The organism is Thalassotalea nanhaiensis (genome assembly GCF_031583575.1).
Lineage (GTDB): Bacteria > Pseudomonadota > Gammaproteobacteria > Enterobacterales > Alteromonadaceae > Thalassotalea_A > Thalassotalea_A nanhaiensis.
The window spans coordinates 2583751-2597691 of record NZ_CP134146.1; the positions used below are offsets into that span (position 1 = coordinate 2583751).

The following is a 13941-nucleotide window of genomic DNA, read 5'->3' on the forward strand; positions in this document are numbered from 1 at the left end:
ATTTGCCTAATTTAGATTTTACTTTAATTTCTACGACGAGAAAACAAACCTAAACCTGCTAAGATTATGAAACCAAGACCAGTAGTACCACCACTACTCTTATTCTCAACATTCACAGATACTGTTTCTGCGAAACTTGCTTTATCGCCATTAGAGCCAATCATTTCAAAGGTCACAACCTCATCATGAGATACTTTAGGAGCATCAAAGCTTACACTTGCACCAGCACCAGTCAAGCTAACCGCTGGACCTGAAACTTGTGTCCATTGATACGATATTTCAGGGTTATCAATAACAGCATCAACAACACTTGCTGATAACGTTACTGGCTTGCCTTCTTTAACAGTATCAACCGAAGAGCTTACACTGAAGCTTGGACGACCAGCATAAAACAATGGCTCTGATGATTTAGATTCCATCGCAGAGCTAGTATTTACCGCCGCATCAACAACAGGCGTTGCATCAATTAAACCTAGAACATCAGAAGCATCCAGCACTAAGTTGAATTCTAACGCATTAGCGCCATCTACTTGTGTGTGCTGCCATGTTAAGTTGTTGTCTTCCAATGCGTAAGTAAATCCATCCGTGTTCATTTGCATTGCTGCACCTTCAACAACGTCATCTTTAAGTAAGATATCAACGTTAATACCTTCAGGTAACATCATCTCAAAATCATAATCGCGATTTTCACCACTATTATTTCCTGATACACGCACTGCTACGACAATTTTATCGCCATTGATAATAGGCTCACTAATTGATACATCGTCTTCACCACGGGTCATATTGACGCGAACAGAACCAATGTTTCGGTTCAGTTCAGGCGTAGTGCCTAACCAAAATACACCGTGATAGATATCGCCTTCGTTCATGGCTTGTTGCCATTGAATACGAGTATCAACAACTTCTCTAGGTGCAACTGAGGTTGGCACAGCAATAGACATACTATCGTCATCATAAGTTACGTTAGTAACCGATATTTTAACGTTATCCATGACTGGCGCATCTGCACACTCCATGCCTTCGTCTGCTTCTTCACCATCACTACATACCATTTGATGCTCTTCAAGTGCTGCCGGACCTTCAGCCCAGTTATGCACTAATAGCCAGTAAGTATCTTGAATTGGGTCAAGAATATCAATTAATTCATTTGAATCAGCATTAGCACTCATATAACGAATTAATTGCATTTCCCAAAAGCTTATCTTTCCATCTAAGTCGGAATCAATACCAACATAGATATCAACATCAGGAGATGTTGTTTCCAATACATCGATAACTAAACGCTTTGTATCTGCTTGAACGTTTAACGGTATGGCATGATATGTTTGGTTATCTTCATCTTCCCAGTTAAAAATTTCATTGTTAGTAGCATCTCGCATTAGTTCAAATTCATGAACTTCAGCTTTGGCAATACCCGATTTGCTTAGTTGCAACTCGTCAGTACCAATAGTAACAATGTCCTTAACAGGTGCAGAATCATTAGTACGTTTTGCCGTTACTTCGGTAATTTCAGGAGCAATACCAGCAATGAAGTTAACCGTTATTGGCATTGTTTGTACTGGAATAGCATTATTGTCAGGTGTTAATATCACCCTTCCGTTAACCCATTCATCAGCTAAACCTTGCAGCGCTTCTGCAGTAAAATTAATTACCGCTTCTTCACCTTCAGCTAGAGTAAATGATGATTGATCGGCAACTAGGCTGAAGCCTTCATTGTAATATTCGAAACTAACGCTCCAGCTACCAGCTTTGGTTGCTTTAAACGTACGAGTCCATGAACAATCAATTAAACATTCGCCTTTTGATAGGCTCGGCATATTCATTTGATGAGGTTGACCATGCCATCCTTCGATGCTTTCAGCCATGCCATACTCTTCAGCATACGGGTCTGCCGCCAAATAACCTGCTCGAGTTTCGTTAAGCACTAAACCGGCTTCTATTGCTAAATTAACACGCGCACTACCAGAGCCTGTTCTATGCATATCGGCACGGTTTTTCACGCCGTCATAATCATCATCTTCTGTAACAGCAGTAAACGCGGTTGTCATTATTGCTGATTGTGCTTCAGCTGGCGTCCAGTTAGGACGAGCGGCTTTCATCAACAAGTACATACCGGCAATATGTGGTGTTGCCATTGATGTACCACTCATGAAACGTGCATTACCGTTTATTTGTCCAGAAGCGGCTAAAGCTCCACTATGCATTGAGGTACCTAAGCCACTCGCTAAAATGTCAACACCAGGTGCACCAACATCTGGAACTAAGTAATCACCAGTAAAGTAATCTGGACCGCGAGAAGTAAATGGCGCAGTAATATCGGCTTTATCATTATTAAGCACTAATTCTGAGCCAGTAAAGCTTACTTGATGACCTTCACCTTCGGCTAACCAATCAAGAAGAGCTTCACCATCGACCTTATTTAAATGTATTGTTGGTAATACATGTGGGTCATTAACAACATTATTAAACTCATCGTCTGAGTTGATAAAAATCATCCCTGCTGCACGAGTTCTTAATGCTTCAGCACCTTTTGATAAACGCGATAATGGCGTTCCATCTGCAGAATCAACTCCACCACGACGACAAATAACTACTTTGCCTTCAATGGAATCAGCACTGTAATATGCTGGTAATGAATATTTACCACAGTAACCAACACCACCAGAAAGTTCGGCATAAGTTAAACTTTCAACATCGCCCGCATAAACCACGTCTAAAGGTACATCAAGACCAACGCCTGAAGTCGCACCTTTACCAATTAACTCAGCAAGTTCCGTAGAGCCTCCGGTAAATGTCGCAGTTTTTTCTTCGGTAAAATCGCGAGAATGCGATAAAGCAGCAACCGTCGTTACCCACGGAGAGTTACCCGGTGAGCCTATTGTTTTCTCACCAGCGTGGCCATCGTTACCTGCAGCAACAGCAATATGAATACCAGCTTCGCGTGCACTAAGAAATGCTAATGCATCGGATGTCATCCAAGGTGAACGAGCGCTACCACCAACCGAATAATTTAGCACATCAACATTATTCGCAATGGCATGCTCAACTGAGGCGATTGCTGCACTTGGCGCACAACCATATACATTACAGGTCTGATAAGACACAATGTTCGCGTGAGGTGCTACGCCACTCATTGATACTTTAATGTCAGAAGTGTAATACTTATGCTTGTATGAACGCTCCATGTCTGGATGAACAGTTGGGTAGCTTACATCATGCACCAGATTACCTGCAATAGTGGATGCAACATGAGTACCATGCCCATGTACATCTTGCCCGGTATTGTAGCGCATATCATAAGTGCTAACTCCAGAGATGGATTTAAGTCCCTCATATGAAACAACGCCAATAACCTTATCGTTACACCAATAAGGTGAATCGATACAATCACCAAAATATACACCGCTACCATTTGGGTTAATATGGTCATATCCGTCAGCACCAATATCCGCAAAAGACGAATTAAAGTCAATGTTGTTAAACCCTGCTGCGCCAGCAAAAGTGTAAACCTTTTTATGATAAGAGGCGATACCAGTGTCCATAACACCAACGATTAAGCCTTCGCCTTTTGCTCCTTCAACATTTGGATTATCCCAAATTTCAGGAGCGCCAACGTGTTGCGGGCCTACATCAGTCAATAATTGCTGCATTTCTTCTTTTTCAACAGCCAAAACACCAGGCATTTTGCGTAACGCCAGAACCTCATTTGGTTCTAAATCAACTAGCAAACCATTCAATGCAATTTTAAAACTATCTTTTATCGTTACAGTACGACCTAATGCTTTATTAATTTTTAACGATGCACTATTTTGTTTTAATGCTAGGTAATCACCATAAACAATTGATGCAGAACTGGCTAAATCAAGTTTTCCTTGAGCGTTAGAATTAGATCCGCTTGAAGCAGCAATGTTAGTCGCTTTAAAACCTTTTATACCACCTTGATATAAGGCTACGGGTTCATCTTCAAGCAAAACAAAATAACGATTTTGTATTTTAGCGTTATTCGCTTTTATGGTCGCATTTTGCTCGGCTTTCGATATTTTAATGGTTGGAATATCGTCCGGAGACTTTCCGGCTACGGCGCCTAAGGCCATAATGCTCATTGGCAATGCCAAAGCAAGCTTATTTAATTTAAATTTCACAATAAATTCCTCGATGAGAGACTACCGCCTCTCAATATTAATTTGTTATTTACGTACACGACGATTAATGAATGTTAAAGCCGCTAATAAAATAAATAGCGAGTTTGTAGAGCCACCACCGGTTGACGATGCTTCAGAATCAGACTCTGGTGCAGCTTGTTCCGGCGCAGATGTTGACTCTGCGGACGCTGTTGCAGCGGCAGTTACATTAAAGTTCAATGTTGAAGATGTCGTATTAACGCCATCATGAGCAGCAACAGTTGCTTGATAGGTCCCTACTTGATTGAGCGTGCCAGAGATCACACCAGCTTTTGAGATAACTAGGCCTTGTGGTAAATCTGTGCTGGTAAAGGTGATACCATCACCTTCAGCATCAACAAATGAAGCTGACAACGATATTTCCACTGACTCACCTTGTGCACCGGCTACTACAGATAAAGCTTCAACTACGGTAGGTGCAATATCATTACGATTATTTATATTAATAACCACATCAACTACTTTCGAGTCCCGGTTAACGTAATCAGCGTGCAGTTTTATCACGTATGATTTAGTATTTTCATAGTCTAATGCATCACTATTGGCAACAGTAATCGTGCCATCAGTAGCCACTAAAAAAGGTGTTCCTGGAAGTGAATTGACTTGATATATAGGGCCAGGGCTGCCTGTCCAAAAGAAATAGTTGCTAGCTATACCAACTTTGCCAATTACTGTACCTGCTGCAGCGTTTTCATAAACATTAAAGCTTTGATTAGCTTTTACTGAAGGATCAACTGATGATTGCTTGCCTGTGAAATAATTATTTTCATTGCCTATTTCAAAAATCATCACTCCAGGATAACAATCTTCATGTACAATCCAATTACCAACAGATACAACATTTGGATCACATTGATAAGTAGTACCCGCTGAAATTCTTGCTGATTGGCCAGGCTCTATTATTTGCTTGATACCCCACTCTATTGGAGTTTGATCTTCTTCTGATAGTAAAGTAACAGCTGCCGAACTAGCTAAATAGGTAACCTTTTCTTCAATACAATAATCTTCATTCCATGATTTAGGCTGACAGTTATAATCCCACCAATATGGATAACCATCTTCACCGGTGTGATCGATAACCTCTTCATAATAATCGCCATTAATGACTGGGTTATAACGGAGCACTTTGCTATCAAACGTAGATTGAGCATCGCGATCTGTTGCAAATTGCCAGCCTACCTTTTGATTCCACGCATCAACGCTTTGAAAGTCATGATGATAAAGTTTGTCTAAACAGATGTTCGCTACAGCAGTGTCATCGCCCGGCGAAACGTCTGCCGGTAACTCTGAATATCTAACCCTACCTGTTGGATTCCAATATTCATAAGGAATGCTAAGATCGAGATATTTAGTTACCGGTTGTGAGTCATTATTTAAAAGGATCTCAAAATAACCTAATTTATCCGCGTCTGTTGAGTTTACTTCTAGACCATGGGGATCGGCGTTATATTTATCAGCAATCGCTTCTGCATAAGCTGTAAAATAGACTAAAACATGACCAGCTTTATCAAAGTGCTCAGCCATAGGTACATCGAATTTATCAAACATTTGTACTGCAACTGACAATTTTTGCCCCGACTCACAAAGTGCTTCAGGATTAATGGTTGCCCCTATGTTTTTAATTAAATTACCTTGTCCACTTGCTTTGGTTGTGTCTTTAACTGGTACTGTATGCATTAACGGCATGGTATATACTGTTTTTGCTAAATTACCTTCATTTTTAACATCAATTACCGTACTTTCAAGCCAGCCGCCAGAATTTCTAACTAGCTGTGAAATTATTGGTGCATCATAGGGCAGTATTGTAGTTGTAGTGGCCATAGTTGGCTTTGCCACTTCTTTATTGCTTTTGGGAAACACTTGCCAAGGCATTTTAAGTTGTGCTGACTGACCGTCTTGATTATTAAACACCAAATAGCCGTTAACAGAGGTTTTTGACCAATTTTCAATCGTATAATCAGTCGTTGTAGTTAACGTTCCATCTGTAAGTTTCTCAGCATCTACGCTTAATGTAACGGTAAAGATTACAGAACGATTTGCCGGCACATTAATGGTTTCAGGATAAATAAAGCTGACCGCCTCATTATTCGCTTTATCGCCATTAAGTGTTGTACCTACGGTATAAGTTTGAACTTGGTCGGTTAAATTTTTAATGGTGATGTCACGGGTTACTGATGTTTGCGTACTTGCTTCAACAAAACCAAAAGCAAGGCTTGGTTGATAGGAACTAGATTCCCAAACAACTGCTTTTGAAGTTATTGCTGTTGCTCCATCAACTAAACCGCTGCCCATAAATGGTACTTCAGCGATTTTATGAGTGCTCATTTCATACTCTTCAAAATAGTGGCTACCACCAACTATGTTGTCGGCCAGTGCACTATTGGTAACCAAAGCCTTTGCCTCAATTGGACTTAAATGAGGAAATTGCGCCAAAATTCGAGCAGCAGTACCCGCAGCATATGCTGCAGCGTAAGTATGGTGTGCTTCAAAAACCCCTTGCTCAGTACCCGTTCCAGCTAGTGGAGCAACAACATTTTCAGCTGGGCCAACAACTTCAGGTTTAAGTAACTGAACACCACGAGTAGGTCCTGCAGGCGTGAAACTAGATAAAGAAATATCTTCTTCGTTAATACTTACCGAGCCTACCGTTAATGCTTCAGGTACGGCAGCACGCCATGCTAAATTAAAATAGTTATCCATAGCAGTTTTACCTGCGCCAATAACAAGCAAAGAGCCGGCAGCGCTTACTCGACGAATTAACCCAATTTCACGGGTAGGATGTGATCCAGAGGTATCATCTTCGACATAAAACGCAGCATTACCGTATGAATTCATCACGATAACATCTGGTCTGTCACTAATATCGCCGTCTTGGTTCGGATCAACAATTGCATCTAAAACTGGGTAAAAATACCTATAATCCCAATCCCAAGTTTTATAAAATAATATTTTAGCATCTGGAGCTTCAGCCAAAACCTGCGCAGCAACAGCTGTGCCAGATGGAATAGCGCCAGAATCAACGTTATCATCTTGCTCTGCTTCAATCGGGTTATAATCTAAAGAGTGGTAACCTTCGCCAGCCGCTGAAAAATCTAAACCACCAATAATAGTTTCGGTTGGAAATCCATCCCAGGCATTACTTCTATTTGCCCAAGCTTGATCATAAGCTTCACGAGTACCGGCGCCGCCTAAAGATTTATGAGTGTAATCAATACCATTACCGACAATAGCAACGGTAACCGCATCACCTGGGTCTTTAACTGTTAAGAAAGGATATTTTTTAAATTCATCGTTGCTAGTATAAGATGGCTCTTCATTTAACAGCTCTGCATAAATAACATGTTCATTGGTTGAAATGTCTTTAACCGCTTGGTGACTCATTTGCACGTAGAGAATATTTTCAGTCAGTCGAGCCTTATGAGTAATAATAGCGCTAGGATCTAATTCTCGTATTGCTGCTATTACTTGTTCTTGTTGTTTTTCAACTAGGTTTATAATGGAACTACGATCAGCTCCTAAACCGTCATAAGACGGATCAAGTGCGCTTTTTTCCGCTAAACCAATTAAATATACGCCGATGTTTTCATCTTTCTTTTCAAAAGAAGATGTTATCTCGTTTTGTGGTGTTGTGCTTATGGTTAATTGTCCTGTAGATAGCTTATTGCTAGCTTCTTGAACATCAACTGCGTTTGCTTTAGCTGCAAAGGCGGCTGTAACCATTAATGCGACAGTAGATGATTTAAAAATCATTTCAGTCCTCTTGTTACTTTATAAATTGCAAGACATCCAAATTTCATACGAGTAATTTTTGTTATGAGTATAAAAAGTGGCATTGCATGCATTAGTAAACAAGTTCGAAAGTCAAGCAAGGTTATGAAGGTCGTTTATAGATTAATAAAGCGTCATATAAACGATTACAAAAGGTTTATAGTCATACATATCAACAACTTAAAGTAACAAAAAACAAAGAGGAAATGACAGTTATAACTGTATGAACAGTTTCTTCATAGTCAACTTTTAATAAAATACGCTAATTTAATAAGTGAAAAATCAAGAGCTGTAGCAATAAACCAATACAGGAAGTGCTGGTAGGAAGTGCTATTTGGCTTTAAGTATTAATAGATGCAGATAGAGAGTTCCCTTTGGAAATATTCAAGCTCTAGCTAAAAGTATTAGCTAGAGCTCGTTCATTGATAAAAAGCTATATATTTTGAATATTTGCACTGGCTGCCTAAAGACTAAGCTAAGCACTAATCAATCAAGGTTTATCAACCATAGTGCTAATTGGCAATGCAAAAATATCGGAGTCATTAATGCTGTTTAGCGTTAGCATTATACTTTGCTTACCTGCTGGGGCTATACCAAAATACTTTCGCACTGTTCCAGATGGGTAAGTACTGACAATCTGTTCGGTGCTAGACATAGTTTTACGTTTTATCAGGTCATGATTTTTATTTCTTGAGACGTAGTAAATACTATCGTTTTGCCAAAAAAAGCTCGCAAAATCAGTGGTTGCCAAATCTTTAGCCAGTAGTTGACTCTCCTTGGTGTTTTGGTTAAATTGCCAGATGCCACTTTCACCTTTTCTACTTACATATAAATGGCCATCAGTGCCTTCAACAGCAAAAATTTCATCATTAAACGTGAGTTGAACTATTTCTTTAGTATTGAGATTAAACTTGAAAATACCTGACTTTCCACTTTTTTCAGATGCAAAATAAATTGTATTATCACTTATAGACCAATTAATACTTCTAGCTGCATAATTTCCAAGTAGCTCTAACTCTCCACCAGGAAGTGTACCTAGATACCAGTCCGGATGCTCATCATTGCTATTTTTAATGGTTACCAGAAACTGTTTTCCATTTGGTGAAATTCTGTGCGAAAATGCGGTGCCCAAATCCTTGGTCAGGTTTTTATATTCGTTCGCAGCTTTCAGCCATATGTCCCACTTATCTGCGCGATTAGAAATAAATAATATGCCATCATTAGCAACATATTGACCATATAGATCTCGAGAAGAAGAAGATGCTCGCTGAATTTCTGTTCCGTCTTTTAATGAGCGTTGGCTGATAAACTCTTGACTCAAATGACGAGAAAAATACAGTTCTGAAGTGTCGTAATTAAAGCTAAGGTTATTTGGAGTAATTAACCGATGTATTATTTTTTCAGATTTGGTTTGTGGGTTTATCGCTAGCGTTAAGTATTTGCCATCCTGCTGAACATTAGTATAAATGTTATTTTGGTTATGCTCCCAAACCAAGCCAACAATAGATAGTTTATTGGCCAGTAAAACACTTTCTTGAGCATTTTTATCTATTAAAATAAGTTCAGCACTACTTATATTTTCGCGAATAAAGGCAACTTGTTTTGAGTCGGCAGAGTATACTGCCTTATAATCTTTGACATCCTTGTTAGGAAAACTAATTTGTTTACTCGACGATTCATTCAAATTAAACTCGAATAAAGCTACACCATTTTTTGTTTTTTTCGAAAACACAATGTATTTGCCATTGGGCGACCAATCAATCCCGCTCAGGTAAGAAGTATAAGTGCAGCCAGAGTCAATTAAACTATCTTGGTTGGTAATAATTTGACGAATACGCAACTGACATTGACCATCAACGCTAATACGCATATAAGCAATACTTTCATTATCTGGTGACCAACTAGGTGAAACCTCCTCTTCATCTACCATTGTTAATAGTCGTAATGGTACGGTTTCATCCTTTAAATCTTTTATATACAGTTGTCCTGGTTGCTGCTTGCGCACCCATTCAAAAGCCATATAACGTCCATCTGAAGAAATAGCAGGGTGTTCTTCAATACCTTCAAAGTTAGTTATTTTAGTTGGATTTAATGGTACTGATTCGATTTTATTTTGGCTAACATAATATGTATCAACAAATACACTGACAAAAAGCAATATAAGTAATGCAGAAAAGGTCAGATAACCCCCTTTAAACTTCACTTTGTCGATAAAAGCCTTAATCCAAACATAAATATTGTCAATAGAGGAAGGTAAGGCTGTTGATTTAGATGGGGAAGCAATATCAGAAGTTACAATAGGCTCGGGTAAAGCAACAAGTTTATAGCCAACTTTTGGCAAAGTTTTAAAATATTCATCGCTGTTGACGCCCAAGTCGTCAAATACCTTGCGAATATGCCACATAGCATTGATATAACCGCGTTTACCAACAGGGTAATTACCTTGCCATAGTAGCTCAATGGCTAGTGCTCTATCGACTATTTGATTCTCATTCTTAAGAAACAGCTTTAAAAACTCAAAAACTTTAACAGGCAGTTTAATCGACTGTTCATCGTTGGCAACTGTCATTTCATTACAGTTGACAATTAGTTTTTCCACACGATATTCATTGTGAGGTAATTCAATCATTAAATACCACCGTTGCAAGCATCAATTTCGGTTAGTAACTAAACAAAATAGATAACAAAATAAAAGGGCTCCAATTGTTTATATTAAAACAAAAGTAATTTCCGACATATTCTTATTTTATTGAACATCACAATATTCAAATTATAAGTCGGTATATACTACCCTAAAGGGTGAAAAATTGATTTAACTATAAGCATCAATAAAACATCAAGAATTTAATAATTTTCAATCAATTCATCGAGATAAAGTATTAAAAGCCAATATCAATAAAAATAGCATTAATAAACTAGTGCCTGTATATCGAAGGGAATAGTTGCGTATGGCTTGATCACAGTATGGCAGGATGTTATGCATTTGACTAATGCTAGAGCAATTACCAAGGATGTATGGAAAGACGTTGCATTCCTTTTTTTACATGACGTAATATATGCCATTTTCACATGGATGTGTTCAAAATGGTCATCCCTGAAGTAAAAAATCAACATAAATAATTATGTTGATTTTTAATGTTATTTATTCAGTGTAGTGAGGTAACTCTATAACATGTATGTTAAGTTTAGTTCCTTCTTCCCTGAAGTACAGGATTTAAACTATCCATGGCAATCCTAAGTTAATTCATCACCGAATTAAAAACTAACTAGTCACTGATCTTAACCATATCGTTTAACATCCAATTCTTGAAAAACGTTTTAGACGTTGGACGGTATAAGCGGAATAATAAGAAATAGTCTTCACCGCCTGTTGGTACCCAGTTTGCCTCTTGGCCTTTTGGTGCTTCTGGACCAAAATACAGATCATAAGAGCCATCAGAGTTTTTAATCATTTCATCGGCATTACGTGAAGACAAACCTACGCGCTCTACATTTTTAACGAAATTTTTAGTTTCCATGTTGTAAACAATAGCAGACCAGAAATCTTCAGCTGGCGTATCAGCAGGTACATTAAGTTTATATGTCGCGTTACCGTCTAGCATCTCACCATTCGAGTCACGTAAACCTGTTAGGTAAAAAGTAGAGCCACCCAACTGTTTAGGTAAATAAGTTACGTAAAAATATGAAGCCGCACGCTTGTCAACCAGCACTTCGTTTTCGTCAATAAATGGAAAACCTAGTTGTGCTTGTGGGCCGAAGTTCCAAAATGACCACTGAGACAACGCTTTACCATCTTTATCTCTCCACAGTGCACTTACTGTTTGATCTGGCTCGACAAACTTAGATTGCATGTGTGCATAAGCCATTAACAAACCATCTTTCATCGCTTTCTTTTGTTGCTCGGTAGGAGCAAACTTACTACCTTTAACAATGCCTAAATCTTTCAGTAAAGATGCCATGGCTTTGTCTTGTGTACGAATAGGGTTTTCTTGAATAATTTCATTAACGTCTTGGAAAAATGATTCGTTGTAATATGGCAGACTGTCGTATGCAACATCTGTTGCATCTAGATAATCCGTCTTTGGTGGCTTAGCAGCATCAGCTAAGTTGTAAATTTTAATTGTTTGCGCATAATCACCAGCATCTTTATCTGTAGCACCATTTGTTAATGATGGGCGGAATGAAAAACCATAAAGGTAAGTATCAGTTTCAAACACAAGATAACCTTTCTTTTCTAAATCGCTTTTAGTGCCAAGCTTATTGTCATAACCAGGTGGTAGAAATACATACTTGCCGCCCTTACCTTTATCAGCGCCCTTGTAGCCTACATCGGTAATTGGCACTTCCCATTGGCTAACAACTGAACCAAAATAGTTCAACTTATCAGTAGCAGCAGGCACTTCGATAACAATAGGACCATTTTTAGATGTGAGAGTCCCCCATGCATACGCGGTTGTATCATTCGCGGTTAAAAAACCTTTTTCTGAGCCAAATGGTTTATTTACATAAACAACATCGTTATAGCCGCCACCTTCAAAATTACGTCGCGTGGCTTTAAGGAAATCGGTTTGTGTAACTGCTGGCATATAATGGATTGCTGTTTGTGTAGCACGTTGTACCATTATTTTATATTGCAAATTTTCAATTTGTGCTGAACGTTTAAGAATGTCGTTGGTATCATTAAATGACTCAGCCATCGCCGGCATAGCTGCCGCTGATAACGTTAGTAATGAAGCGAGTAATATTTTCTTCATGGGTAATTTCCTTTATTAAAAATCAAATAGCTAACTATTAGTAAATAATATATTAGGCTTTAACATTGAACTTTGAACATTGAATACCAGTGAGGTGATTCATTCTCTGCTCTAAACTTGCAGTAATATTAACAAGCACCTATCATGAAAACGAATGCTTTATTTTCACCAGAGGTATGATTTAAATTCATATGGATAATAGTACTGAAAAACAGCTTAACCGGATTGACCTGAACTTATTAATTGCCTTGAGTGTGCTGTTAAAAGAAAAGAATGTCAGTAAAGCAGCAGATGTGTTGTTTTTAACTCAATCGGCAATGAGTAAAACGTTGAAGCGATTACGGGACTTATTTGATGATGAGTTGTTGTTTCGCTCAGCCAATAAAATGCATATAACCGTAAAAGGTGAGCAACTGCAACAGCAACTTCCGAGTTTGCTCGCGTCGTTAAATAGTTTTATGCAGGAAGATGAATTTGACCCAAGTACGTGCGAAATGTCTTTTTCGTTATCAGTGCCGGCCTCAATGAACCATTCACTGTTATTGCCACTACTGCAAACGTTAGCAAAACAGGCACCAAAAATAAAAGTCACAGAACACCCTGCACTCGTTGATCCTTATGATATGTTGGAAAACAATGACATCGATTTTGCTATTAACTTTGCAGATAAAAAGGATTCAAATTTTATAGTTACGCCTTGTGAAAAATTTTCCTTAGCGATTTTTGCCGGTAAACATCATCCCCTTCTCAAGAAAAGTAAGGTAGGAGCTAAAAAAGTCATCAGTTATGAAGATTGCTTACAATATAACTTTATTGCGATGAATCATGGAGATAATAGCCAGAATAAGATCACTTCAACTATTCACCAAATATTAAATGAAGCTAAATATAAAGAAAAACTGGTGTTTAAAAGTAATCAGTTGTTGTTAATAACCGAGTTACTTGCCACAACTGATTCATTATATATAGGCCCGGAACACCTGCTAAGGGTTTCGAATTTAAGTAATACCATTGCACCAGTCTATACGTTTGATTTAGCCGATGATAATAAAGTACCTACTTATTTAATCGAACATAAGCGGCTAACTAATAGTTTGGCGCATCAATGGATGAAACAAAAAATTATTGAGCAGTTCGCCCAATAAAAAACCAAATAGTTACTTAGCCACAAAAAGCTAAAAGCACCACAGAGGCCATTACTAATGTTTTCTGTGGTGCTTTTTTAGATGTTAGCA

The 13941-nt window shown here is 38.4% G+C and carries 5 protein-coding genes; 1 reads left to right on the forward strand and 4 read right to left on the reverse strand.

The annotated features are described in order from the left end of the window. Positions 1-23: 23 nt before the first annotated feature. From RI845_RS11305 to RI845_RS11320, 4 genes are all read right to left on the reverse strand, one after another. On the reverse strand, positions 24-4145 hold the full coding sequence (locus RI845_RS11305) for a S8 family serine peptidase (RefSeq protein ID WP_348386275.1): 4122 nt from the start codon (positions 4143-4145) through the stop codon (positions 24-26). 45 nt (positions 4146-4190) lie between these two features. Then, positions 4191-7934, reverse strand: coding sequence for a S8 family serine peptidase (locus tag RI845_RS11310; RefSeq protein ID WP_348386276.1), 3744 nt, complete (start codon positions 7932-7934; stop codon positions 4191-4193). Positions 7935-8442: 508 nt separating this feature from the next. Then, the gene (locus RI845_RS11315) at positions 8443-10581 is read right to left on the reverse strand and encodes a winged helix-turn-helix domain-containing protein (RefSeq protein ID WP_348386277.1); all 2139 of its coding nucleotides are present in this window, start codon (positions 10579-10581) and stop codon (positions 8443-8445) included. A gap of 637 nt (positions 10582-11218) precedes the next feature. Further along, positions 11219-12706: a DUF1214 domain-containing protein gene (locus RI845_RS11320; RefSeq protein ID WP_348386278.1), complete on the reverse strand. Its 1488-nt coding sequence runs from the start codon at positions 12704-12706 to the stop codon at positions 11219-11221. 191 nt (positions 12707-12897) lie between these two features. On the opposite strand from RI845_RS11320, the gene RI845_RS11325 reads away from it, so the two are divergent. Next, positions 12898-13851: a LysR family transcriptional regulator gene (locus RI845_RS11325; RefSeq protein WP_348386279.1), complete on the forward strand. Its 954-nt coding sequence runs from the start codon at positions 12898-12900 to the stop codon at positions 13849-13851. Positions 13852-13941 lie beyond the last annotated feature (90 nt).